This is a genomic window from Spiroplasma endosymbiont of Panzeria rudis, assembly GCF_964019705.1.
GTDB lineage: Bacteria > Bacillota_I > Bacilli_A > Mycoplasmatales > VBWQ01 > Spiroplasma_E > Spiroplasma_E ixodetis_A.
In genome coordinates this window covers 591,736-618,705 of sequence record NZ_OZ026460.1, presented here as the reverse complement: position 1 = coordinate 618,705, position 26,970 = coordinate 591,736, and the positions used below count along the sequence as shown (strand labels likewise).

Genomic DNA, 26,970 nt, shown 5'->3' with positions numbered 1-26,970 from the left:
AACAAACTAATCATAACATAAAAAACAAAATAATTAATAAATTATCTTGCGGTGAATTGTGTTACTTAATTTAATAAATTATCTTGCGGTGAATTGTGTTACTTAATAATATTATTATACAATCAATATATACAATAATTTTCTTTAAAATAAATATAATCACAAAATTTTACACTTTTTTATTGTTTATTATACAATGACTTACGCATTCTAAATCTTAATTTAATTGGTACACCCTGAAAACCAAATCGTTCACGAATTTGATTAATTAAAAAACGTTCATAAGAAAAATGACATCGTTGTGGATCATTTACCATTAAAATAAAAGTAGGCGGATTTTTTTCAACCTGTGTTGTGTAATATATCTTTAATCTACCACCTTTAAAGTAAGGCGGCTCATTAATTAATTGAGCTTTATTAATTATTTCATTAAGAATACTTGTTTTAATTCTTAAATTCATATTAACTAATACTTCATTAATAGTAGCAAATAAAGTATGAATTCTAGTATTTTCTAAAGCAGATAAATATACAACAAAAGAATACTCAAGATATTTAAATTTTTCTTTAATTTTTTTAGTAAACTCTTGCATTGTTTTTTCATTTTTTTTAACTAAATCTCATTTATTAACAATAATAATAACTGGCTTATCTAAATTTTTTGCCATTCCTGCTATTGTTAAATCTTGTTCTTGAATTTCAACACTACCATCTAATAAAAACAAAACAATATCACTACGTTCAATGGCATTAGTAGTTCTAATTAAACTATATTTTTCTAAATCTTCAGTAATTTTTCCTTTTCTACGAATTCCCGCAGTATCAATAACACAATATTGTTTTTTATTATAAACAAAATTACTATTAATAGCATCAGTTGTTGTTCCTGCTATTGGTGAAACAATAACTCTATTCTCTTGAAGAATAGTATTAACTAAACTTGATTTACCAACATTGGGACGACCAATAATTGCTAAATTAATATTTTCTTTTTTTTCTGTATGAACCTCTTTTGGTAACTTAGTAATTATCATATCTAATAAATCACCAAAACCAACACCATGACTAGCAGATACTAAAATTGGTTCGCCAAAGCCAACTTTTAAATAATCATAAATTTTATCATTATCTTTTTGAACATTATCATATTTATTTGCAATAATAATAACCGGTTTCTTAGTTCTGTATAATAATTTGGCAATATCTTCATCTTCGTGAGTTAGACCTTCTTGATAAGAACAAACAAATAAAACAATATCAGCCTCAGCTAAAGCAATATTAACTTGTTGATTGATTTGTTGAGTAAAATTAGTAATCGTTTTAGTAATACCACCCGTATCAATAATCACAAAATTTTGTGTTAATCATTCACCAATGCCATAAATTCGATCTCTAGTTGCTCCAGGCATATCTTCAATTATTGCTACTTTTTTTTGTAATATACGATTAAAAATTGAAGATTTACCAACATTAGGGCGTCCTACAATTACTACTTTTGGTAACTTATTCATTTTATTCAAATCCTTATATTTAAAATATTATTTTTTATGACTAAAGTAATTATCATATAAAATTTTTAATTTATCAACGGTCGTTTGTAAATTATAATCACTATTATCTAAAATAACTGCATCTTCAACAATTACTAGTTGGCCAGTGCTACGAGTTTTATCAACATTATCACGAATTACCATATCGTTATATACTTGTTCTTGCGTAATATTAATACCCTCTTTAATATACTGTTTATATCTTCTTTCACTACGAGCGTGTAAACTAGAAGTTAAAAAAATCTTTAATTGAGCATCAGGTAAAACAACACTACTAATATCTCTGCCAACGACAATAAAGCCTTGACTTCTAACCATTTCTTGAATTCTAGCAACCATAACTTTTCTAACTTCAGATAACGAAGCAATTATTGGTACTTTACTAGTAACATTTTTATCATAAATTTCTTCTGTTGGTGGTTGATCATTAAATAAAAAATGACCATTAACTCATCTTATATCAAAAATTTGTAGTGCTGCAAGTATTAAATCTTCACTTTCAAAAGCAATTTTATTTTTTAAACAATGATTAGTAAAACTACGATACATAATTCCTGTATCCATAAATTGATAATCAATTTTTTTAGAAAGCAAATATGCTGCCGCTGATTTACCACTAGCTGCTGGACCATCTATTGCAATATTAATCTTTGGGTACATTGTTTTTCTCCATTCTCTACTTAATAAATAATATTAATGATAATACTAACACGACTATTAAAATTAAACAAATAATGATAATACTAAATACTGTTAAACTTCATTTATAATTATGCTTAATTTTAATTTTTTGTAATTCATCTTGAAAATTATTATGTTCTTGATTAATTTCTTTTAGTCCTTTATTAAGATCACTATTATTTATTTTATACTTTTTATATTTAAATTCTAAATTTTTAACAAAATTTTTGACATCATGAATTTTACTTTCTAAGTCTTTTTGAAATTCATTTATTTTATTATGCATACTATTAATTAACGTTTGATATTCCAAGTTAGTACTTATTAATGGCACATCAACTATTTCAAAATCAATATTTTCACTATATTTTTTTAAAATATTATTAATATTTTCTAACATATTTTCCAATATTAATTTATCATTATCATCTAAATGTTGTTCATTATTTTTAATAAAATAATTTTCAAAATTAACTAAATTTAAATCAGAATTTAATTTTTGAAAAATTGGCTCAAAATATGATTGATCAATTTTTATTAGTTGCTGATAATAATTTTCTATTTTTTGTTCTTGTTCTCAAAGCTTACTATTTTCTTTAATTTCTTTAGTAATTTGTTCACGTAAACTTTTATACTTTTCCATTCTTGTCATTAAAGCACCCACAAATTAATATTTAAAAAATTCCAATACTGATTTATTTTTAATAGTAATAATAATTTTCTTGATTATAACATAAATATATAAAATCATTATAATATACAAATTTAACTATTGATAATATTGATAATATTGATAATATTTTAAAAAATAATTGTTTTTGCTTAGTTTTGTTTTAAACATTATTAAAATAAAATATTAGAAAAATTTATATTTTTATGCAAGCATTATTTTTTTATTGTATATTCATTTTTTCAATTATAGACTTAAATTAAGATTTACAAAAAATATTTTTATCTAATATCACTTTCACATTATTATAAATATCTTACTATTATCGATATTAAAAATAAAAAAATATTACATTAGGTAAATCTTAATCTTAAAATAAACTAAAACTAAAAATAATAATTTATTTTAGTAACAAAGGAGAATAAAATATGCAAAAAACTACATTTATTTTAGGGCATTTAAAAATTGAACATACAACTACTACTGGAAATACTGATAGTAATAATATTAATGTACTAGATAACGTTGATCCTATTAGTGTGCAAGCTAACTTAAACAGTATGGTTCCATATATTAATCAAATATTAGAATGGATAGGTTACACTTTATTGGACACTAATTACGTAGACAAGTGAACAAATTAGTGAAAAGAAAGGAACTATAATTATGGCCAATATTAACTCATATACCGATGAATTTAAAAAACAAATAGTAGCTTTATATCAAAGCGGTAAGTCAGTGTCTTGTCTTGCTAAAGAGTACAATGTTACAAGAGCAGCTACTTATAATTGAATTAAGCAATTTACTAATTCAGGCAGTTTTAAAACTAAAGATAATCGTTCTATTGAAGAAAATGAATTAATTAAATTAAGAAAAGAATTAAAACAGTTACGAATGGAAAATGATATTTTAAAGCAAGCAGCACTAATAATAGGCAGAAAATAGAAATTATTGCTAAAAATAAAGTTAAATATAAAATTCGCACAATGTGTCGTTTTTTAAAACTTTCTAAATCAACATATTATTTTAATTTAAAGGAAAAAGAAAAAAACAAAATAATATTTATGATGAAGCTGTTATTAGTGCTTTTAAAGAAAATAAAGAAGTTTATGGAACAAGAAGATTAAAAGTTGTTCTAAAAGAAAAGAATATTTATTTGTCACGCAGAAAAATTAAAGAAATTATGAATAAACATAATTTAATATCAAAATACACTAAATTATCATTCAAAAATTATCATAATAAAGTCAACGATAGTCAAATAACCAATATCGTTAATAGAAACTTTAATAATAGGCTTAAAAATGAAGTTATTGTTAGTGATTTAACTTATGTTCAAGTTAATGGTAAATGAAACTATATTTGCCTATTAATTGACCTATTTAACCGCGAAATTATTGGACATAGTGTAGGTACTAAAAAAGATGCATCATTAGTACATCAAGCATTTATGCACTCAAATCGTTGTTTAAAAGATATTCAAATATTTCATAGTGATCGCGGTAATGAATTTAATAATAAAATTATTGATAAACTTTTACTAGCATTCAATATTAATCGCTCTTTAAGCAAAAAAGGTTGTCCTTATGATAACGCTGTTGCTGAAGCAACTTTTAAAACTTTCAAAATTGAATTTATTAATGATAAAAATTTTACATCATTAATCCAATTAAAATTAGAATTATTTGATTACATCAACTGATATAACAACATAAGAATTCACAGCACTTTAAACTACTTAACTCCAGTTAATTATCAAAAATAAATGTCTACCAAAAAATAGTCCTAAAAAGGGTTGCCATTCCAACTAACAATAAAACAAGCAATTGAATTACCTGCTGATGCTACTTGAAATGAAATTATTATTAGACCAACCAATGAAATAATGTAAAAATAAAAAAAATAAAGAATATTTATCTAATTTTTGAATTTTAAAATACTTTAGACAATTCTTTATTATTTTTTAATTTTAAAAGAGAGAGAAATTTAATATTAAGAATTTTTATATTTTTAATTGTTTTAAGAAATTATTCTTTCAAAGTATTGTCACTATAACTTACAATTTTATTATTTAAATTTAAATTTTTATTAATACCAATATTGGCAATTGTATTAATACTTGATATTGATAATGTTTTTACTCTAAAAGATAAATCATGAATTTCAGTTTCATTTAAGACACGAAGTTCTCCATTGATTAAGTATTCATCACCAATTCTAAAGTTTTTAATTCAAGTTGCACGATTAAGATCAGCATAACTAATATCTTCCTCGCGAAAACTTAAAATAGAATTATTATTAGATTTTTTCAATTTAATAATAGATAAGTTATCACCTAATAAGCCTAGGCTTTGCTCATGTTGTTCAATTGAATTTCTAATAATAGGAATTATTAAACATTTTTGATCAGGAGTTTGTGTTCAAATGATAACCGTTTCAAGTTTGCAACCATTACAATATTGATAATTACAATTTATATTTTCACATCTAGTTTCGTTAGTTGTTTTTGTTAATGGCACATTGGCAAAATAAATGCCACAATTTATAATATTATGCATTTAATAAACCTCATTTTCTAAAGTTTTAATAATACTTTTACTATAAACAAACTTAATTACCATAAAAGAGTAAATTTGACCTTAAACTTAATACTTTTAAATTATAATGATATAAATTTTAAAATGTTTTTAATTATTAGTCTGTATAAATTTTGGTTTAAGGGTAAGTGGGAATATTAATTTATGAAATTGGAATAGATATTAAATTGAGTTTTTAAACTAAATTAAAGACTCATATTAATAAATTAAAATACAAAACCCTTACATGAAAATTACTCATATAAGGGCATAAAGCCAAATTTACAATTTTAAATTAATTAAACTGATGTTTTGTCCTAAAGTTTTAGGACAAATATAATAATAACAAATTTAAACCAAATTACAATAGAATCTCATACTGTATATAATATATTTTGATTAATCATTATTATAAATTATTATTAATGCTTTAATTAATTTTATAATATAAATATTATTTATTTTATTATAATTATTTTATTTTAAAAAACAAAAAAATAAATAAAAGTAATACTTAAGTACTACTTTTATAATATAATTTCTCTAATTAAGTTAAAAAAATAATATTTTAAACTATAAATTAAAATTCATGCAAATTTAACTTTAAACTAGTAGTAAAATAACCTCTTACAAACTGAGTATCTTTTTCATTATTTGCTGTAACTGTTTCAACACTAACAAATTTAAAAATAAATGCTTTTTGATTTCAATCATAATCGTAACTAACTGTTTGTTGAACTTTATTCATATTTCCTTCATGTGAAATACTATTATCAATAAACTTTGTATCACTAGATACAATAACTGAATTCTTACTTTGATCATTATAATAATAATCTTTTCCATTTATATGAAAATCGACATGACTTTTTATATCAGTTAATTCTATATATTTTAATTTTGAAGGATCACTAAAAAGAACAATAACATTTTTTTCAAAAGTTTTAGTTGTAGTTTCTCCATTATCAGCAAAAATAGGGTATTCAACAATATCAATTTGTTGTATTACATCATGTAAATTATCAACATTTATTAAATTGGAATTTTTTACATATGAATTTAATATCGAAGAAGTTGAAAATATTGATGCTGCTGATAATGCTGCTGTTGTTAACATTGATAAATATTTTTTCATAAATAACACCTCTTTTTTAATAACTTCTTAAAATCTTAAGAAGTTGGATACATCATAAACCTTTCTTTTAAAAAAACAATAAAAAACATTTATAATAAATGTTTTTTAATAATTTTTACGATTAAAATAAAAAATGAAATTCATTATTAGCGATTTTTTTGATAATTATATACTAATTTAAGTACTGTTTTTAAAGGTAATATTCTAATAATAGTTCTTGTAATTTTATTAGAAATTCCTGTAATAATAAAACTTTTTCTTTTTGTTTTTAAGGCTGTTTGTAAAGACTTTTTAGCATAAGTTTCAGTATCTAAAACTGGTAATAATGAACTATAATGTTCTTTATTTCCTTTACCATTACTACTACGATTTCAAAATTCAGTTTTTAATGGACCTGGACAAATTGTAATTACTCTTACTTTACTTTTTGCTCTTTTTAATTCATAATTAACTGCAACACCTAAACTTCAAACATATGATTTAGAAGCATAATAACTAGCAAAAACAGGCCCTGGACTAAAAGCTGCCATACTTCCAATATTAATAACACGACCATAATTATTTTTACTAAAACGTTGAACAAATAACTTTGTTAAAATATGTAAACAAGAAATATTTAAATTAATCATATTTAATTCTTGTTCTAACATGCTATCTGCAAATGTTCCTCAAACACCATAACCAGCATTATTAATAACTACTGTTACATTTAATTCTTTTGATAACTCAAATAATTTATAAATATTTTTTAAATCAGATAAATCTAAATCATAATTTTTAACTTGTAAGTGTGGATACTTATCTGCTAATTCTAATATTTTTTTACTATCACGTGATACCCCTAATACGTGATAACCTTGTGCTAATAATGCTTGACAGTAATAATATCCCAATCCTTTAGACGCTCCTGTAACTACTGCTCACTGATTCAAAACAATTACTTTATTTATCATTTATATTAATACTCCTTTTATTTTTAGATATTAAACATTTTTTTACTATTTGAACTAATATAATTATAAGCACTAAAAATACTTAATACTGTAGCAACGTACATTGGTATCATTACTAATTGATTAATTAAACCATATTGATCATTATTACTATGACCATTAACACTACCATTTAAAAATCGTCAATTAATAAAAAATAAAATTGTAATTCCTAACATTTGTACTGCTGCCTTTATTCTACCATATTTATCAGCAGCCATTACTGTGCCTTTAGTAGCCAAAATTTGACGAACTACATCAATAATAAAATCACGTAATACCAAAATAACTACCATTCAAACCGGAATTATAGTACCACATGCCATTACAATTAAAACACCATTAGTTAAAAGTTTATCTGCAATTGAATCAAAAAATTTACCAAAAGTTGTTACCTGATTAAATTTTCTTGCTCATCATCCATCAATAAAATCACTAATGGCAGCAATAATAAATAAAATTGCTGCTATTAACCAACTAATTGGTAAACTATAATTATTAATATTAATACTTGTTATTCAAAGATGATAAAAATTATCATTATCTATTGGACCGATAATCATTAAACTAACAATAATTGGAACTAATATTAATCTTATTAAAGAAATAATATTGGGAACATTCATATTTAAAATCCTTTCATATAAGTTTATTTATAATATTTAACATTATTATGTACTTACCTTTTTTAGCATAATTTATAAAAAGTAAAACTTATATTTTTGATCTATTCATGAAATAAGTATATCGTTATTTTCTATATCTATCAATAATATACATTTATATATTAAAATAAATATTTGGAATGGCAACCCTTTTTAGGACTATTTTTTGGTAGATATTTATTTTTGATAATTAACTGGAGTTAAGTAGTTTAAAGTGCTGTGAATTCTTATGTTGTTATATCAGTTGATGTAATCAAATAATTCTAATTTTAATTGGATTAATGATGTAAAATTTTTATCATTAATAAATTCAATTTTGAAAGTTTTAAAAGTTGCTTCAGCAACAGCGTTATCATAAGGACAACCTTTTTTGCTTAAAGAGCGATTAATATTGAATGCTAGTAAAAGTTTATCAATAATTTTATTATTAAATTCATTACCGCGATCACTATGAAATATTTGAATATCTTTTAAACAACGATTTGAGTGCATAAATGCTTGATGTACTAATGATGCATCTTTTTTAGTACCTACACTATGTCCAATAATTTCGCGGTTAAATAGGTCAATTAATAGGTAAATATAGTTTCATTTACCATTAACTTGAACATAAGTTAAATCACTAACAATAACTTCATTTTTAAGCCTATTATTAAAGTTTCTATTAACGATATTGGTTATTTGACTATCGTTGACTTTATTATGATGATTTTTGAATGATAATTTAGTGTATTTTGATATTAAATTATGTTTATTCATAATTTCTTTAATTTTTCTGCATGACAAATAAATATTCTTTTCTTTTAGAACAACTTTTAATCTTCTTGTTCCATAAACTTCTTTATTTTCTTTAAAAGCACTAATAACAGCTTCATCATAAATATTATTTTGTTTTTTTTCTTTTTCCTTTAAATTAAAATAATATGTTGATTTAGAAAGTTTTAAAAAACGACACATTGTGCGAATTTTATATTTAACTTTATTTTTAGCAATAATTTCTATTTTCTGCCTATTATTAGTGCTGCTTGCTTTAAAATATCATTTTCCATTCGTAACTGTTTTAATTCTTTTCTTAATTTAATTAATTCATTTTCTTCAATAGAACGATTATCTTTAGTTTTAAAACTGCCTGAATTAGTAAATTGCTTAATTCAATTATAAGTAGCTGCTCTTGTAACATTGTACTCTTTAGCAAGACAAGACACTGACTTACCGCTTTGATATAAAGCTACTATTTGTTTTTTAAATTCATCGGTATATGAGTTAATATTGGCCATAATTATAGTTCCTTTCTTTTAACTAATTTGTTCACTTGTCTACGTAATTAGTGTCCAATAAAGTGTAACCTATCCATATTCTTTTATATACAATTTCTTAACTATTGTTTGTTTTTTATTTTTCTGATTTTTCTCTTTCGGCAGCAGCTTGTGGATTTTTTCTTTTCTCAATATAATAGAATAAGCCAATATAACTTAAATAATAATCTTTATTAAAATCAATTAAACGTGAAGCATTTGTAACAGTTGCTTGTCCTGCCGGTTTACTTCCTCATTCATAAAACGGAATTAAACGTGTTTTTGCTGGATTATGTTTTGCTAAAAAAATAACAGCAGTATCAAAATCTAATTTCATTAACTCACTACCTGTAATTAATTTTTTACCTTGTAATGATGAATTAATATTATCAGCTTTTTTATCTTTATTACCAGAATGGCTATAATTAATAATTGTTTTTTCACCGAACATATCTGAATATTTATTAGCAGTTTGTAAATCCATAGTTTGCAAAAAAGTATGCAAAATACAGTTATTAAAAATAGTTTCTGCTGTTTCTTTACCATATTTTTGTGTTAATTGTTGTAAATCTTGCATAATCATCATGAAAAAAATATTACGACTTCGTGCAACAGTAATCATTTGTGCCATACTAGCAATCGTTGGTATATTACCAAACTCATCAAATAAAAAGTATAAAGGACGTGGTAATTTAATATCAGGCAAAGTACTTGCATAACGAATTGTATTTTTATATAACTGTGCAATAAACATTGATACAAAAGCATTACGTTCATTACTTTCATCAGGTACAACTAAGAAAACAGCACTTGGTTTTTTTACAATTTCATCTAAATTTATATCATTACTACAACTAATATTTCGTGTCACTGGATCAGTAAATAAACGTAATCCATTAGCAACCATTTGACTAATTGATCCCGCAGTTTCTTCAGCACCTTCTAATGCACCTAAACCAATTTGACGAGCTAAACTATGAGTTGGCATTTTTTTTAGAATTTCAACATATCGTTGACGATTAGTAGCAACAATAGCAGCATTTGACATACTAAAGTATTTTAACGGAACATCAGGTTGATCTTCAAGTTGTTCTAGCATAAATAACATAATTGATTTAACAACTTGCATCGCTGATTGATTTCAAAATTTTTGTTTTGGATCTGATTCAGGAAATAAGGCTTCAACAATATCATTAATTCATGATAATGCCATTGATTCATAAGTAATTGATTCATTTAAAGGATTATTTTCTTTTTTTAAACGCATTGATTCTACATAAAAATCATATACTTTAACAAAAGGATTTCATGAATTAGATACTGATGTATCACGTAAATTAATAACATAAACATCGTAACCATTATCTTTTAATATTTTAGAATGATTTTGAAATAATTCTCCTTTTGGGTCAGTAATAACCATTGATGGTTTAATTTTTGATTGGGCATTTAAATATATAGTTGGAATAACTAATTTTTGAGTTTTACCACTTCCTGTTCCCCCAATTACAATATTATGAGCATCAGACTTAATATTAAATTGGACACCACCAATTTTAGTCTTTGTTGTTTGAACAACAATACCGTAATCATTTTCAACAGTTTTTGATAAAGGAAAGGTATTAGCAATTTCAGTGGGTGTTAATCAAGCAGCAGATCCATACACTTTATTTTTTGAATCACGTAAAAAGCGACTTTTATTATGAGTTTCACGATAAATTTTATATTTATGAATCATAAAGTAAGATAATAAAACTGAAAATTCAATAAGAAATAGAATTAAAAATATTAATCAATAATTAATAACATCCTGTATTAAAAATTTAAGTGTAAATGGTTGTTGATTATCCCCACTATGAGAAAACATGTTACGAACAAAGACTAAAGCATAAACTAATAAAGTATTTATTAATACTAAAAAGGGTATAACAATTATAATTACTGCTGGTAGTACTCATTTTTTTTGACGAATAAATTTCATTTTTATGTTCCTTTATTTTTTATATATTTTATAATAATTTATATTTTACCCATATTGGGAAATAACACCAGCAATACCTGATATTATTAATAATAAAATACCAATAGTTACATTACGTCTTCAACGATAACTTTTTTTCTTTTTAAATTCATTTTTTGTTTTTTTAAATTTCATGATTATTTCTCCAAGATTTTAATATTTTACTTTTTTATTCATCAGAATCTCCTCTTCTTGCATTCTTTCTAATATTATTTAAATTTACAACAGGTTCCTTAAAAGCAGCATTAGCCATATTTTTTAATCCAACGAAAGGACTTTTTAAATTATTTTTTGTATCTTGTCATTTAGTACCATGATCATTAGAATTTTGAAATTTACCAATTCCTTTAGCAACTCCTTTAGTACCTTTACCTAAATAACCCGCGATACCATTTTTTAATAGTCTATTTGCTTTCTTTTCGCTACCATCAGGATTTCTTCCATCTTTAGCACCACCAAATGCAATTTGTTTTCCAAGTTTTAATGCACCAGCACCACCGGCTGCAAGGCTAGCAAAAGTCCGAGCTTTACCCATAATATTTCCAGCAATAGCTGCTCCATTAGAATCAATAGCACTTTGTACACCTAAGTTTTGTGTTACTAAGTGATTAATAATTTTTTGAGTTCTTAAACAACTAATAGCACCGGCTGTACAAAATAATGTATATAAAACTTGTTTTTCAAGTCAACTAAAATTAGTATTATTAGTAATATCTACTATTGCTTTTGGTAATATTTCAAGGAATATATAAATAGGTAACATCGTTCCTGGACCAATAATAAACTTACCTATTACCATTTCTTTTCAAACACCCAATCTTTTTCCTTGATCAACAGGCATCATAGAAGCAACAATTGGTGATATTGAAAATAAAAGTAATAAATCAATAATTCTTTCAACCAATGTCATTGATGCAACAAATAATACATATAAAGTAAATCACACCGCAATAATTTCAAGAATAAAGTTTCAATGTTTTAATTGAGAAATAGATGGCATTGAATAAACACCAGGATCATGCTGAGCAGCATTAGCATCGGGTGCACCAATACCTCATAATAAATCAGCTAAACTAGCATTTTTTCCTAAAGCTGTAATTTGTAAAACTGCCAATAATCCTGTTATTAAATAATTTATAGTACTCATAAAAAATGGAATGAAAACAATTACTAAAAAAGCTAAAAATGTATTTTTTATAGCCTTACCTAATTTTTCTCTAATTGTATGTGTTTCAGTAAATTGGATAATAATTAATTGCATAATAAACATAATAAGTATTACGCCAATTGAAACAATTGCTAATGCTGAAAAAAATACTGGTAAATTTTTACTATTAAGTGGGTCTTTAGTAAAATCTCCAAAAACTAAATTAGTTATCGCATCAGTTGTTAAATAATCAAATATGCCGCCATGACCATGATTAGGTGATCTCAATAAAATGTCAATTAAATATAATGGTCCTTGAATGAAAATAAGTCAAGGTATAAATAATAAAGCTCCTAGTATAATATCTGTTAGTCAATCCATATTTTCATCTCTTTTCTCTTCATAACTTAATATCAAGTTAATATATAACTTTCTTTAGTTAGTAGGAAGAATATTTGGATTACCACCAAAGGCTTGCACAAGAGCAATTATTATTGCTGATGCAGTAATACCAATAATTGGTGCAATTAATGTATACATAAACGCTTTTTTAATCTCACTTCTACGTTGTGGATCATCACCAGCAGCCGCTAAATCTTTTGCCAATATAATTATTTTAAAAACACTAAATGCAATTAAAGCAGCAATTAGCAATCCTGCAAGTGCCGAAACATAAGGTTTTGCTACATCAATGATTTTATTTATATCAGGTCCATCTGATAGATAATTAAAAATCATAAGTTTTTTCTCCTTAAATAATAAAAAAATAAAATTATTTACTAATCAAAATTGTTTATAAAGCATGAATTTATCTAATAATATAATAAGCCCTATTTTACTCCTTAAAGAGATAAATTAGGACTTACAGTCAAATTCATATGTTATAAATAATGTTGATACACATTAATTATAGTTGGTTTTAAAATAAAGTAAATAAAAATTTTCAATTTTATCAACTTATTTTTTATTATTTTATAAAATTTATTATTTAAATAAAAGAGGCTTTTTAATAATCTGTGTATCTTTGTTTTACAAAGTTACTAATTTAGATTAATTCTGTCTTCAAATTTTATCATAAAATGAGCAATTGCTATATTTCAATTTTGAATAGGCAATGTTCATTTTTTTGTTATATTTTCAATTGGCAATTGAAAATATTTTGAAAACTGTCATATCATTAGGAAAAACTTTTTTATTTCTGATGATTTTTCGTAATTGACTATTAACAGATTCAATAGCATTTGTAGTATAAATCACTCTTTTGATTTCTACTGGATAACTAATAAAAACCATTAAATTATCTCAATTTTTATATCAAGATTTAGTAATTTGAGGATATTGTTTATTTCATTTACTTTCAAACGATTCTAAAGCTTGCATTGCTTGTTCTTCACTACATGCACTATAAATTGGTTTTAAATCTGCAACTAGACCTTTTCGATGTTTGTATGAAACATATTTTAAACTATTTCTAATTTGATGAACAATGCATAATTGATGTTCTGTTTTAGGATAAACTGATTGTATTGCTTCTGACATGCCTGTTAAATTATCACTACAAGCAATAAGAATATCATTTAAGCCACGATTTTTCATTTCTGTGAAATTAGATAATCAAAACTTAGAACCTTCATTTTCACTAATTCATAATCCTAAAACATCTTTTTTGCCTTCTAAATCAACTCCTAATGCTATATAAACTGATTTGTTAATAATCCGTTTATCTTGTCGTACTTTAACTACTATACAATCAAAATAAACAATAGGATAAATACTTTCTAATGGTCGATTTTGTCATGCTTTAACATCATCAATAACATCATCAGTAATTTGACTAATAACACTTTCACTAATATCAGCACCATGATATAACTCTTGCAACTGCATTCTAATGTCAGATAATGTCATTCCTTTTGCATACAAGGAAAGAACTTGTTGATCAAAACCATCAAATCTTCTTTGCCTTTTAGGAACTATTACAGGAGTAAAATTACTATTGCGATCTCTTGGTACATCAATTTCAATTTTACCTTGTTGAGTTATTAATTTTTTTGAACTTGTACCATTACGAGCATTTTCAGTAGTACTATGTTGATTTTTTTCATATCCTAAATAATTTTGCATTTCAGAATTCAACATTTTTTCAACTAATCTTTTTGTTAATTCTTTATATAAACCGCCAGGTTTAAAAACTGTTGTTAAATCTTCAGTATTTTCTAGTAATAAATCTACTGCTTTTGATATTGGATCATTATTATTAAAGTTATCTTTTTTAGCCATCTGTAACTCACTCTTTCTAGTCATTTAATTATATTTACTAGAATTAATTAAACATAGTTATTTTTGTAAGTTACACAGATTACTAAACATTTCCTAATTATTTGTATAATTACCATCTCATTTTATATCTTCATCATGATGTTTAACTTTAGCAAAATATAAATTTGTTTTATTTGGACTACTTCATTTATTTCATCAAATAGTTGTTGTTCCATATACTCTTTCTCCATTTGGTTTTAAGTAGGAATTTTCCATATTATGGGTAAGCACCCCCCCATGATTAATCCTATTGTTCCTGTCACCGCACCAGTTAATGCTAATGCTAATGTTATTTTACTTAAATTTATTTTTATTCATGTTTTCATTTTATTTTCCTTTCTACAAGAATATTTATGGTTTTATTTTTTTACCTTTTGTAATATTAATTGGTTTAGATTTTTCTATTTTATTATCAAAACTATTTATTACTTTTTTTGAAAAAATTGGTTCTTTTTTAGTATTTAATATTAATAATAATTCATTATTTTGATATATTTTTTCATTAAAATAATCTATTACAGATTCGTGGTATTTTATTTTAGAATCTATTTTTTTATTTCAATCAATAAAATCAAAAGTTGTATTTTTAAAAGATATATTATTAAATTTTTCAATTTTTTTCTTTTCTAAAAAAGATATTTCTGTGTAAACATTTTCTATATTTTTCTTAAAATCTTTAATAGATTGTTCTATTTTATGTTTTTCAAATTGATTCATATTTAAATACTCCTTATTTTCTAGTATTTTATTGCTTAATTGTACTTATTTTTTGATATTTTTACAAGTATGCTTTAAATAAAAAATAACGCCTAAATTAAAGGCGTTTATTTTGTGATACCTATACTATTAATTGTATTGCACTTGTTTATTATATGGCAAATGTGAAGATACTTTTTTTCACAGTAGCATTATTTTTACCCCTAATTACATTTTTATATGGATATAGTGAATAAAATAAAGCATCGTAAGGGTCTTGGTACATATTTTTGTCAGGAATGTTAGTTTTGGTTTGGTCATAACGTAATTCTTCTAAACATTGAGTAGTTTTTGGTAAATCATCTTTATTTGCATAAAAATTTCCATAACTCATAATATTTCTCATTCAAACTACTCTATTAGTTAATCCTGCTTCTTGATTTAAATTTGAACCATGTTTAATAGCAGTTTGTGTTATTAAAATAGTATTATGTTCATCAATTAATTTTTGATTTAATCAATCAATTGCTGTTCTTGCTTTATCATCATAAAAATAAATTGCTTGGTCAAAATTTTCAAAATTATCCATTAATCCTAAAATTTCATTAACATAAGCATTAATTTTTTCGTTTTCATTAATAAAATCGTTTGGAGTAACTACTAATTCACAAATAACATACGGGTCATAATAACCAGTATTATTATATTCTTTAAAACCAACTACCATAAATACAGTATGGTCTTTTGGTCCCGTAGCTCAATCAATACCAACACTATAAAAATCAAATTTATACATATCTTTTTCTTGATTATAAAATTGTTTTAAATTATATGATTGTCAATATTTTACTGTTTTTTGAAATGGAAAAATTGTTGCATCACTATCTAAAAATTCAAAACCATAATAAACAGTATTAAATTCATCAGGATTACTTTTTTTCATTTCTAATAATGTTCTTTTTTGAATGTCAGGTAATTTATTTCAAAATGGTTGAATAGTAAATCTTAAAACAAATAAACCTAAACCACTAAATATGTCTTGATTTTCATAGTAAAGTTTACCAACTTTTTTAAGATTATTCATCACTTTATCATTTAATGGTAAAAACGGCGTACAGTATTTTAAATAAAATGGATGATATTTATCATAAGGATTACATGTAAAAGTAATAAAGAAACTTTTATAAAAATAGCGAGTAATCTTTTGTCCAAATGTACTACTATATATATTTTTATCAATAAAAGTTCAACTTCACTCTTTAATAGGTTCATTTGACACTTTAATTCTGTTGCTTCTAAACATAGAGTTTTGTAATCTTTCATATCGATATGTTAGTTGCTTTTCTGTTAAAGTTTCTTTTTCTTCAGCCATTATTATTTCATCTGTTCTTGAACCTAAAAAACTTGACCCACCCGCTTCTTTTCCAAAAATTTTATTACCATTAGCATAACCAATAAAATCAATTTGTTGATTATTAGGAAAAATGATACAACCACCATCCTTAGTTATTTTTCATTTAATACCATGTGGGTTATTAGGTAGTAAATTAATATCATATTTATCTAATAAAACTTGACAAAAATTCATTAATGCACCAATTGTAGTTTCACTATGAGTATTTTCATAACGTCTTACTTCTTGAACACTACTATCACTAAAATTACAACATATAAATAAATCAAATGCTAAACAATTTCAAGTTTTTCTTGTTCCACGTGCAGTTGGAACAAAACGATAAAAACAATTAGTTGTAAAAAATTCTGCTCATTCATCACCAACAAATTCTTTGAAAATATCTCAACTAAAACCATAATTATTATCAGTAAAATTAAGATTATATTTTTTATTTAATTGTGCATAACTACTAATAAAAGCCATATTTACTCCTTATTTTTTAAAAAACTTAAACTTAAATTATTAACAAACAAAATTTTGAAAGGAACATTAAAAATGTTAACATTACCATTTCCTAATCATTTTGATTGAGACAAACATGATTTTAATCAAGATGAATTGAGTTTAAAACAAACAGAAGAATTATTTACCAAAATAGATGAGCAATTATGAAATGAATGTGATAAATCTAAATATAAATCATATAGATTTAGACAACGAAAATTAAAAGAAAAAAAAGGTTTATTAACTTATAAACGACGTATTTGTACATATTATAACCCAAAAACACAAAAAAATGAATATGTTTCATTGCTAGATAATTATCTTGGTGTTAAAAAAAATAGTAAACTTGCACCTAATGTTATTAAACAAATTTTAAAATATTTTGCTGATGATAAAAAGTATCGTGATGTTTGTGATACTTTTATTGAAGATTTAATAAGTAATAGTACAGTTTGTAGAATATATCAAAAATTTGAATTACCAAAAGCAAATATTCCCAAAATACCATTGCAACCAAATCAAAATTTATATGTAAATATTGATGATGGTCATCGAAAATTTTGAAATTTTAAACGTAAAGGTACAAAACATTCTATGCGATTAATAGTAACATATACAGATAATATTAATCACAAAGTACAAAATAAAAGAGTAAAAGCAATTATTAGACCAACAAAAACAAAAATTGGAGTTAAAAAAACTGCTGAATTTGTTAAAGAACATTGTCAAAAATTTTACGAAAACATTGAACAAGCAAAAATTATTATTTGTGGTGATAGTGCAGGATGAATTAAAGAAGTTCCTGATTATTTAAGTACACAGTTTGTTTTAGATAAATTCCATTTAATTAGAACATTATATCTTGGTATAATGGCTGGAAATAAAGGAAAATATTTAAAAGAATATAATTATTGCAAAAATTTAATTAATAATGGTCAATATGAAAAATTAATTGAATATTTATATAAAGAATTAGATAATCATAAAAAATTAAAGAAAAAATATTTTAAAAATAATAAACAAGGTATTGAAAATCAAAGTGCAAAGTGAAATATTGGTTGTTATACTGAAACAAATATTTGACATGTTTTAAAAGAAATGCTTGGTAATAGAACATATAATATTTTAATTTATATTAAAATGGTTATTTTTAAATGTAATAAGATAAATACAGAAATACAATTATTATAGATTAAAATTGAATTTTTTTTTTAAAAAATCAAAATAAAATAAAATTTATTAAATGTGTTTTAATAAGAATTTTTGTTGTGTATAAATATTAAATTTATTTTTTAATTTTTTAGTAATTTTTAAAAATAAGTATTTTAGTTGCATTTAAGTTAAAAAAATTATATTATTTAAATACAATTTCATAAAAATCCAAATTATTTCTTGTCTGAAATATAATAAGACTATATGAATTAATTTATTCCGGATTTTTGACAATCTCCCAATAGAAATATAATAATAATTAAACTTAATATAAGTTTTTAACTCATTATTTTGATAAAAATAAATGAGTTTTTATTTGAAAGGAAGATTAAAAGAAATGCCTATAAAAAATGAAATTTTACAAAATCTTGAAGCAAAATCAGAAGAAAATGTAGAACAAAAACCTACAAAATGAAAAGAATTTAAAACAAAACATCGAACAACCGCAAAAATTATAAAAGTGACTAAAGATGTTGCTACTGGTGCTGCTGTTGGTGCTTTGTATATTAATCCTATTGCTCAAATGAGCGGTTTAGTTGCTGCTACTGTTGCGGGTGGTGTCAGTGCTGTTAGTAACCGTTCTGAAGAACAATTAGAAACTGATATTATAACTGCTGCTACTAGTGCTGCTGTTGGTGGTGCTATTATTTTTGGCATAGATGCAGCAAAAAAATTTGATGAAAAACAAAGAAGACAAATTGAAGTTGACAATGATAAGTTTGCAGATAAAAAAACCGCTATAAATAATATAGATTCACAAATTGAAGTAAAAATAGAATCAAAGAAAATGGCCAGTTTATAATGAAATTTTAGATTTAAGGTAGTCTATGTTATAATATAAATATATTACTTTTTAAGGTAATAAATCCCCAATAACATGATTGGGTATTTAGTGTTTTTATTATTTTTTAACATTAAAATGTGTATAATTTATTTTTGTATATATTGTGTGTTAAAAAATAATAAAAAAGATTAAAATATTAAAATTTGAGGAGATGAAGTTAATATGAATAATACAAGTGATATAAATGATAATTTTGTTATTAGTAGAGCAGTACTGTCAGATGTTTCATGTACCTCTTGTGCTAGTGTTATCGAAAGACATTTTACTAAAGAAGATGGTATTACTGTTAGTATCAATTTTGCTACTAAAAAAGCACAATTTAGTTATGATCCTAAGTTTTGAAATGAAAAAAAAATTAAAAAAGCAATGCATCATTTAGGATATGAAATTTGTAAGTTTGAAACTGAGATTAAAGATATAAAAACGAGTCACCAAGTTGATATGAAAGATATTACAGATGATCATAGTAGTCATAGTCATAGTAGTGAACAACATCAATCTCATATGTCAGAACAACATCATAATCATCAACATAATGTTAAATTACGTGATTTAATTGAACTTATTATTGGTTGAATATTGTTACTACCATTATTATTAATTATGATACCTAATACTTCATTTTTTGATAGTTTACGTAATCCTTATGTTCAATTTGCACTAGCAATTCCAATTCAATTTTATTTTGGTCGTAAATTTTATATTGGTATTTATCGAGAATTAATTAAACAAAAATGACCTGGTATGCATACTTTAGTAGCACTAGGAACAACAACGGCATTTATTTTTTCTATTTATTTAATGATAATTAATAAAACCGAACACTTATATTTTGAAGTTAGTGCTTCAATTATTATGATTGTTTTACTTGGTGATTTAATTAGTGCTGTTGCACAGAAAAGGGCTACTAGTGGCTTAGAAAGTTTAATGTCATTAAAGCCAAAATCAATCTTAAAATATGATTATAATACCAAAACAGAAACTTTTATTAATATTGAAGATGTACAATTAAATGATATTTTAATTATTCGAAAAGGTGAAAATATTCCTACTGATGGTCAATTAATTAGTGAAGAAGCATTTATTAATGAATCAATGTTAACTGGTGAATTGCAAGTTATTACGAAACAAGTTAACCAAAATTTAATTGGTGGAACTAATAATGTTGGTGATAGTTTTAGGATGAAAGCAACTAAAATTGGTAAAGACACAGTATTAGCAAGTATTATTAAGGCAGTTGAAGATGCACAATCTAAGAAACCAAAATTACAAAAATTGGCTGATAAAATCTCTGGGTGATTTACACCAACTGTTATTTTAATTGCCATTTTAGTTTTTCTTATTCGTTATTTTGCAGTAGGTAATGGTGTGCAAGAATCATTAGAAATTGCAATTGCAACTTTAATAATTGCTTGTCCTTGTGCATTAGGAATTGCAACACCATTAGCAGTTGCTGTTGGAATTAATAAAGCAGCAAAAATAGGAATCATTTATAATAAGGCTAGTGCTTTTGAAAAAATTACTAAGATTGATACCATTTGTTTTGATAAAACAGGAACATTAACTACTGGTAATTTGGTTATTACTAAAATTTATGGTCAAGAAAAACATGTTAATAAGGCAATTGCTATGGAAAAGCATTCAACACATCCTTTGGCTTTAGCTTTTTCTTTATATTCTAATACTAATAATGTTGGACAATCATTGACAATTACCGAGGTTAAAGAACAAATTGGTTTTGGTATTAAAGCAAAATATCAAACTGAAGAATTACAAATTTCATCACTTGAAAATTTACAAAAAGCAAAAATGCCATTTAGTCCATTTCTAAAAACATTTGACTTTGAAACAGTTACTCCTAGCCAGAAAGTATTGGCATTGGCAATTAATAAAGTTGTTACTAATATTTTTATTTTAGAAGATGAATTACAAACAAATGCATTATTAACAATTGAAAAAGTTAAAAAACAAGGAATTGAGGTTATTTTAATTAGTGGTGATAATGAATCACAAACACTTGCTATTGCTAATCGTGTTGGGATAGAAACATCCTTTGCTAATGTTACACCACAAGGTAAATCACAAATTGTTGCTGATTTACAAGCAAAAGGTAAAAAAGTAGCGTTTGTTGGTGATGGTATTAATGATGTTATTGCCTTAGAACAATCTGATTTAGCAATTGCAATGGGCTCTGGTAGTGATATTGCTAAAAAAATTGGTGATATTACTATTCTTGATAATGATATTAGTATTGTTTATAAGGCAATTGTTTTAACTAAAAAAACTAAAAATAATATTTGAATGAATTTTATTTGAGCATTTAGTTATAATATTATCATTATTCCATTAGCTGCTGCCGGATTTATTATTCCACCGTTGGCTGCAATTGCAATGGCTCTTTCTGATATAACTGTTGTTGGAAATTCATTAATTTTTAAATGAAGAAAATATAAATATTAGATAATATATAAATTAATAATAAATAAAAAAGTACTTTAATTTTTTAAAAGGGGGAATTTAAATGCCTAGACAAAATGAAGAAAAAAAAGCAGAGCTTGATCAAAAGATATCTATTTTACAAAAAATGATAGGTATTATAGAAGAAAAAAAATAATGTTGAACCAAAGCCTGATGAAAAGTTGATTAGAATTAATCAACTGATAATTGATGATTATAAGAACAAACTTTCTCTATTAGTAAAAGAAAGAGAAAATAATGATTGAGAAACAATTAATTTAGAAGATATTGATAAACCATCTACAAGTCAAAATAAATGAAGTTTATCAAAAATATAAAACTTACCTTTCTCTATAACCCTACTAGGTAAGTATTTTGATTATACTTTATCATTGTTGATTTGTATAGCAATTTTAGTTTTTTTTTAAAATTTCAATATTTTTTTATATTTAAAAGAGTCAGATTTTAAATCTGACTCTTTTAAGCAATTATCTGTCTATCTATTTGTTTTTGGGATTTTCTTCAGCATTAGCTCATAATGCTGCTGCTTTTCCAAAAGCCTCAGTGTGTTTTAATTCTGGGTGTTCTGCTTTAACCTTTGGCAATGTAGTTTTCATAAAAATATTAAAAACAGTAGGTTTTTTTGCTGCCATATTTTCCTTCTCCTTTCACTTTTCTTATATTATTATTATAATATATTTTAATTATTAGTGTGTTAATAAACTATAAGAGTATATTTTTAAAAATATTAAGTTTTTATTTTTTAAAAACATAATTATTAATAATGTATCCAACTCCATGCTCATCATTATTTGGAGCAATAGTTTTACCATATGGTTTTAAAGCAATATTAGCATTTTCCATTACTATTGGATGACCAGATACTTCAAACATTGGTAAATCATTAAATTCATCACCAATCGTTAATGCATCTTTAGTGTCAATATTTAAATGATTACATAATCATTGTAGTGCCGAACCTTTATTAATGTTTTTATTACCAATTGAAAAAACATTTGTATGATATTGAACAATTGTTAAATCTGGAAAGTTAGTTTCAAAACTATTAATGAATTTTGTAATTTCATTAGCCTTTCAATATTTTTCTAAAATAACCATTACTTTTGAGATTGGCATTTTAATATCAGTACTATTAGTTAACTTAATAATTTTAATTTGCAGATTTTCAACTCATGTACTTCAACTATTAGCCGCATGGTTAACATACAAAGTATCAATACTATTAAAATGTAAAATCATTTGTTTATTATATTTGGTTAATCATTCATAAAGTTTAATTGTTATTTCTGAATTTAATTGTTGTAAATAAATTCATTTTTGTTTAGTATATGATCAAATTTCAGCACCATCATTACCAATAATATAACCATCATATTTTTCAGCATTAATCATTTTACCAACACGAATAGCATTTTCACCATATCTACCTGTATTAATTACAACTTTAATATTATTTTTTTGAGCTTTTAAACAAGCATTAAGATTAATTTCACTTAAGGCACTGCCACTATCAAATAAAGTACCATCTACATCAGTAAAAATTATTTTTACCATCAATCATTTCCTGCTTTCTTTTTTTCTATTATTTTATTAATATTATAAAGATAAAATAATAAAATACTATATATTTCCATAGAATAAAATTTCTTAAATTAAAATAAAATATTATGTTTAAAATATAATATTTTATTTTAATTTTTTATTATATAAAAATGTTAAAAAAAACCTTTAATGAAAAACATAAAGGTTAACAAAATAATGTATGGTGCGGAACAAGGGACTTGAACCCTCATGCCTTTCGGCGCCAGAGCCTAAATCTGGTGCGTCTGCCAGTTTCGCCAATTCCGCATTTTGGTGTCCCGTATAGGCCTCGAACCTACAACCCTCAGATTAAGAGTCTGATGCTCTGCCAATTGAGCTAACGAGACATCTAGGGGAATAAAAAACAAGTAATTATAATACTTGCAGTCTAAATATTAATTAATGGTGACTCGTACGGGGATCGAACCCGTAATGTAGGAATGAAAATCCTATGTGTTTACCAATTCACCAACGAGCCGTAGAAAACAAGAGTTTAGAATAATGGCGCCCAGTATAGGATTTGAACCTATGACACTTCGATTAACAGTCGAATGCTCTGCCGCTGAGCTAACCGGGCATTTACTAAACCTTAATTATTATATTGAAGAAAAGTATAATTTGCAATAACTAATAAAGTTTTTTTTATTTTTTTCTTGATTACGGCAATGTATATGCTTTATTAATCATTTTTTTAAATTAAATATAATAATAACTTAAGTATTATTTGTAATAATGAATACTATTAATGGTAAAAATAATTAGAAAGAAGTAAACATAGAAATCATGTAGAATTACATTATCAATATAAAGGGGTTTTAATTTATGAAGTTATTATTAGCAACATTAAGTTTTTTAACATTTGGAACAACTGTAGGAACTTTTGGAAATGTATTAAGTACGAATCTAAGCAAAATAAATAATAGTATTAAAGAAACTTATACTATAATTCCTAATTCATTTAGTTTGAAAAGTGAATTAAGAAAAGAAAAAATGAATACTGATAATATTGATGTTGATATGTTAGATGGAATGACAAAGGCTATTATTCGTTATATGCCAGATACAACAGATTTACCTTTTTTAGTTAAAGAGGTTAATTTGCTTTGACTAAGTAATGATATTAGTCAAATAATAACTAAAAAAGCATTGCCTTATAGTAAAAGTTTTGAAAAAAACGGAATAGTTGATAAAGATTTAATTTTAGAAGCAATTAATATTATGAATGGTACTAAGTTTTCTAATAATGATTTAGATGTACTAATTAATCAAGATAATAAAAATATTTCTTTAATAGCAAAAAGTAATAGTCACTTTCAAGGGAAAATAGATATTTTAAATAAGCCAGTAGAATTTTCGGATATTTTTTATGAACAAAATCTTGGAAAAATTTATTTTAATACTGATATGTATGAAAAAAGCACATTCTTACATCCAACAAGTCAATTTGGGAGATTTGCAACAGTTATGGAATATTTAGGAAATCGTAATAAATTAATAAAATTTTATGAAAATGAGATTACATTTGCTTTAACTAGTTCAGCATTAAAAATATATGAGTTAAGTTTTCCCAATTTTAATAATGAAGGAAAGATTGAATTTAGTTTTGCAATTGAAAATATTATGAATTATTCATCATTTAAAGCAAACTTTTTACCATTACCAACAGAAAATAATCGAGTTTTTATTAACTACCAAGGTAAACAACCAAAAAATGATGAAGAAATTGATATTAAGTTAGAAGGATTATATACAGAAAATAATAAAAATAAATTATTTTATGATGTTGTAGTAAAAACACTTGGTAAAAAATTTGCTGATAAGTATAAAGATATTTTATATAATGAATTTCTTATTGAGGGTTTTAATAAAAAATTAAAAACTGCAAAAATAACTCCTAAACCAGGATCAAAAATATTTGCTTTTTCAACAAAAGTATCAGAAAGTTATACAGAAGTCCCTTATTATAAGTTAAATATTTCATGATAACATAATTAAATTAATATAAATCCCTAATTATTTAAATATAGATTCAGGAGATAAAGTTATGAGAAAAATAATTAGATTTTTTTTAAATTATATTTTGGTTAGTGCAACAACAATAAATGTTATTGCTTGTAGGTGAGGTTGTACTAATAATGATTATGATTTTGCTGATGAAAATGAGCAAGATATTTCTGGTAATTATATTGTTCCTGATATCAATAAGAGAATTAATAAAGTAGTAAGTGATCGCATAAATTTTTTTGAAGGCGAAGATGTGGCTAGTTTAAAACAATGATATTTAAAAAATTCGCAAAATTGATTTAGTAAAACTAGTAAAAAATTAAACTTTGTTACTAATTTAGAAGAAAAAATTCAATATCAGGCAAAAAAAGAGTCGATTAATGAATTTAACTTGTTAGCAAATAATAAGAGTAATTTTACAGACTTTTCTGATTTACAAAATCAAATTAATACTACTAATCTTGGCAAAACTTATACAAATGTTAATTGGGATACATTAATTAATTCATCTACAATAAATGCTACTGAAAAAGCAGAGATAAAAGATAAATTAGTTCGATTTTATAATATATTTGCACAAATTTATGGCAAAAAAAATGTTCTTAAACTTTTATATCGAGTAGCTAAAATTAATAAAAATGGTTTATTTGGCTTTGTTAAATCTGGTTATGTTTATGATTCACAATTTCAAAATTATTCATTAGTTCAAGTTATGGCAATAAATCCAAATTCTCTTAGTAAAAGAACTCAATATTGGCAATATGTTAGTGGTTATAAAGCTTCAAAAAGTATTATTAGAACAATTGTTCATGAATATGGTCATGCTTTAGGTTCTTTTATTCGTTTAAATTTTCAAGGAAAACAAAGAATAAATTCACTTGCAGATAATGATCCTAGTAAATGATGAAATAATTATTTTAATTCATCTTATTTATTAAAAGATAATCTAGAAAAAGGAGAAATAACTGATGAAACTAATTATATGATTTCATCATTAGCAAATGGTACAAAAATTAACGATCCAATTTATCAAAAGCTTTTAGCATATGGTATTGTGAGAAGTGAATATGGCCGAGAATCACATTTTGATTTATTTGCCGAAGCCTTTGATCAGTGAATAGATACTGAAGAAAGTCAACGTAATATTGCATGAGAAAAATTAGATAATTTTTTTAGAATTGATTTGCCTAAAAAATTATAAAAAA

At 24.2% G+C, this 26,970-nt stretch carries 25 protein-coding genes, 4 tRNA genes and 2 pseudogenes; 8 read left to right on the top strand and 23 right to left on the bottom strand.

From position 1 onward, the window contains the following. Positions 1-179: 179 nt before the first annotated feature. From der to AACK89_RS03415, 3 genes are read right to left on the bottom strand one after another with little or no spacing between them, the layout of a single operon-like run. Positions 180-1,511 (bottom strand): ribosome biogenesis GTPase Der, encoded by a 1,332-nt coding sequence (gene der, locus AACK89_RS03425; protein WP_338979183.1) that lies wholly within the window; start codon positions 1,509-1,511, stop codon positions 180-182. A 27-nt stretch (positions 1,512-1,538) separates the two neighbouring features. Continuing rightward, positions 1,539-2,210: a (d)CMP kinase gene (gene cmk / locus AACK89_RS03420; RefSeq protein ID WP_338979180.1), complete on the bottom strand. Its 672-nt coding sequence runs from the start codon at positions 2,208-2,210 to the stop codon at positions 1,539-1,541. Positions 2,211-2,226: 16 nt separating this feature from the next. After that, on the bottom strand, positions 2,227-2,895 hold the full coding sequence (locus AACK89_RS03415; protein ID WP_338979178.1) for a hypothetical protein: 669 nt from the start codon (positions 2,893-2,895) through the stop codon (positions 2,227-2,229). Positions 2,896-3,329: 434 nt separating this feature from the next. Between AACK89_RS03415 and AACK89_RS03410 the strand changes: the two genes are divergently transcribed. Both AACK89_RS03410 and AACK89_RS03405 read left to right on the top strand, forming a co-directional pair. Further along, positions 3,330-3,545: a hypothetical protein gene (locus AACK89_RS03410; protein ID WP_338979176.1), complete on the top strand. Its 216-nt coding sequence runs from the start codon at positions 3,330-3,332 to the stop codon at positions 3,543-3,545. 22 nt (positions 3,546-3,567) lie between these two features. After that, a pseudogene (locus tag AACK89_RS03405) lies at positions 3,568-4,666 on the top strand (IS3 family transposase). A gap of 262 nt (positions 4,667-4,928) precedes the next feature. On the opposite strand, the gene AACK89_RS03400 reads toward AACK89_RS03405, so the two are convergent. The 14 genes and pseudogenes from AACK89_RS03400 to AACK89_RS03335 form a co-directional block, all read right to left on the bottom strand. Then, positions 4,929-5,459 (bottom strand): hypothetical protein, encoded by a 531-nt coding sequence (locus AACK89_RS03400; protein ID WP_338979174.1) that lies wholly within the window; start codon positions 5,457-5,459, stop codon positions 4,929-4,931. A 598-nt stretch (positions 5,460-6,057) separates the two neighbouring features. Beyond that, a complete protein-coding gene (locus AACK89_RS03395) occupies positions 6,058-6,612 on the bottom strand; it encodes a hypothetical protein (RefSeq protein WP_338973674.1) in 555 nt (184 codons plus the stop codon). A gap of 146 nt (positions 6,613-6,758) precedes the next feature. Next, the gene (locus AACK89_RS03390; protein WP_252320132.1) at positions 6,759-7,565 is read right to left on the bottom strand and encodes an SDR family NAD(P)-dependent oxidoreductase; all 807 of its coding nucleotides are present in this window, start codon (positions 7,563-7,565) and stop codon (positions 6,759-6,761) included. A gap of 23 nt (positions 7,566-7,588) precedes the next feature. Beyond that, positions 7,589-8,230 carry a CDP-diacylglycerol--glycerol-3-phosphate 3-phosphatidyltransferase gene (gene pgsA, locus AACK89_RS03385; RefSeq protein ID WP_281749402.1) on the bottom strand — a complete coding sequence of 214 codons (642 nt, stop codon included), beginning with the start codon at positions 8,228-8,230 and terminating at the stop codon, positions 7,589-7,591. A gap of 216 nt (positions 8,231-8,446) precedes the next feature. Further along, positions 8,447-9,546 (bottom strand): IS3 family transposase gene (locus tag AACK89_RS03380; RefSeq protein ID WP_338979172.1). Its coding sequence is split into 2 segments (ribosomal slippage): positions 8,447-9,303 and positions 9,303-9,546, totalling 1,101 coding nucleotides; the frame shifts between segments, so codons are not numbered across the junction. 115 nt (positions 9,547-9,661) lie between these two features. Then, a complete protein-coding gene (locus AACK89_RS03375; protein ID WP_281749401.1) occupies positions 9,662-11,545 on the bottom strand; it encodes a VirD4-like conjugal transfer protein, CD1115 family in 1,884 nt (627 codons plus the stop codon). Positions 11,546-11,590: 45 nt separating this feature from the next. Further along, a complete protein-coding gene (locus tag AACK89_RS03370; RefSeq protein ID WP_255495888.1) occupies positions 11,591-11,719 on the bottom strand; it encodes a hypothetical protein in 129 nt (42 codons plus the stop codon). Positions 11,720-11,753: 34 nt separating this feature from the next. Continuing rightward, positions 11,754-13,112, bottom strand: coding sequence for an Mbov_0396 family ICE element transmembrane protein (locus tag AACK89_RS03365; protein ID WP_338979170.1), 1,359 nt, complete (start codon positions 13,110-13,112; stop codon positions 11,754-11,756). A gap of 54 nt (positions 13,113-13,166) precedes the next feature. Then, positions 13,167-13,469, bottom strand: a complete 303-nt coding sequence (locus AACK89_RS03360; protein ID WP_281749399.1) for a hypothetical protein — start codon at positions 13,467-13,469, stop codon at positions 13,167-13,169. A gap of 302 nt (positions 13,470-13,771) precedes the next feature. Next, positions 13,772-15,011: pseudogene (locus AACK89_RS03355) on the bottom strand (IS256 family transposase). 93 nt (positions 15,012-15,104) lie between these two features. Further along, positions 15,105-15,266 carry a hypothetical protein gene (locus AACK89_RS03350; protein ID WP_338979169.1) on the bottom strand — a complete coding sequence of 54 codons (162 nt, stop codon included), beginning with the start codon at positions 15,264-15,266 and terminating at the stop codon, positions 15,105-15,107. Continuing rightward, a complete protein-coding gene (locus AACK89_RS03345) occupies positions 15,248-15,376 on the bottom strand; it encodes a hypothetical protein (protein WP_338979167.1) in 129 nt (42 codons plus the stop codon). Before AACK89_RS03345 ends, AACK89_RS03350 begins: the two co-directional genes overlap by 19 nt. Before the next feature lie 25 nt (positions 15,377-15,401). Next, the gene (locus AACK89_RS03340) at positions 15,402-15,767 is read right to left on the bottom strand and encodes a hypothetical protein (protein ID WP_338979166.1); all 366 of its coding nucleotides are present in this window, start codon (positions 15,765-15,767) and stop codon (positions 15,402-15,404) included. Between the two features lie 151 nt (positions 15,768-15,918). Next, positions 15,919-17,625 (bottom strand): hypothetical protein, encoded by a 1,707-nt coding sequence (locus tag AACK89_RS03335; protein WP_338979165.1) that lies wholly within the window; start codon positions 17,623-17,625, stop codon positions 15,919-15,921. 72 nt (positions 17,626-17,697) lie between these two features. On the opposite strand from AACK89_RS03335, the gene AACK89_RS03330 reads away from it, so the two are divergent. The 4 genes from AACK89_RS03330 (at position 17,698) to AACK89_RS03315 (ending at position 22,497) form a co-directional block, all read left to right on the top strand. Further along, positions 17,698-18,837, top strand: a complete 1,140-nt coding sequence (locus AACK89_RS03330; RefSeq protein WP_338979164.1) for an Mbov_0401 family ICE element transposase-like protein — start codon at positions 17,698-17,700, stop codon at positions 18,835-18,837. Positions 18,838-19,195: 358 nt separating this feature from the next. Beyond that, positions 19,196-19,660: a hypothetical protein gene (locus AACK89_RS03325; RefSeq protein ID WP_338979163.1), complete on the top strand. Its 465-nt coding sequence runs from the start codon at positions 19,196-19,198 to the stop codon at positions 19,658-19,660. A 204-nt stretch (positions 19,661-19,864) separates the two neighbouring features. After that, positions 19,865-22,162, top strand: coding sequence for a cation-translocating P-type ATPase (locus AACK89_RS03320; RefSeq protein ID WP_338979161.1), 2,298 nt, complete (start codon positions 19,865-19,867; stop codon positions 22,160-22,162). A gap of 179 nt (positions 22,163-22,341) precedes the next feature. Beyond that, entirely contained in the window at positions 22,342-22,497 is a 156-nt protein-coding gene (locus AACK89_RS03315) for a hypothetical protein (RefSeq protein WP_174480153.1), read from the top strand. A 162-nt stretch (positions 22,498-22,659) separates the two neighbouring features. Here AACK89_RS03315 and AACK89_RS03310 read toward each other — a convergent pair whose 3' ends face one another. The 6 genes from AACK89_RS03310 to AACK89_RS03285 all read right to left on the bottom strand — a co-directional run bounded on the left by AACK89_RS03310 (position 22,660) and on the right by AACK89_RS03285 (position 24,338). Then, positions 22,660-22,812: a hypothetical protein gene (locus AACK89_RS03310; protein ID WP_281749279.1), complete on the bottom strand. Its 153-nt coding sequence runs from the start codon at positions 22,810-22,812 to the stop codon at positions 22,660-22,662. Positions 22,813-22,915: 103 nt separating this feature from the next. Continuing rightward, complete coding sequence (locus tag AACK89_RS03305; protein ID WP_338975333.1) at positions 22,916-23,734, bottom strand: Cof-type HAD-IIB family hydrolase; 819 nt, start codon at positions 23,732-23,734, stop codon at positions 22,916-22,918. 209 nt (positions 23,735-23,943) lie between these two features. After that, positions 23,944-24,028 (bottom strand) — tRNA-Leu (locus AACK89_RS03300). 4 nt (positions 24,029-24,032) lie between these two features. Further along, positions 24,033-24,108 (bottom strand) — tRNA-Lys (locus AACK89_RS03295). Between the two features lie 56 nt (positions 24,109-24,164). After that, positions 24,165-24,239 (bottom strand) — tRNA-Glu (locus AACK89_RS03290). A 24-nt stretch (positions 24,240-24,263) separates the two neighbouring features. After that, positions 24,264-24,338: transfer RNA gene (locus AACK89_RS03285), tRNA-Asn, on the bottom strand. Positions 24,339-24,583: 245 nt separating this feature from the next. On the opposite strand from AACK89_RS03285, the gene AACK89_RS03280 reads away from it, so the two are divergent. Further along, entirely contained in the window at positions 24,584-25,747 is a 1,164-nt protein-coding gene (locus tag AACK89_RS03280; RefSeq protein WP_338979160.1) for a hypothetical protein, read from the top strand. A 58-nt stretch (positions 25,748-25,805) separates the two neighbouring features. Continuing rightward, positions 25,806-26,966 (top strand): hypothetical protein, encoded by a 1,161-nt coding sequence (locus AACK89_RS03275; protein WP_281748074.1) that lies wholly within the window; start codon positions 25,806-25,808, stop codon positions 26,964-26,966. The last annotated feature ends 4 nt before the right edge of the window (positions 26,967-26,970 follow it).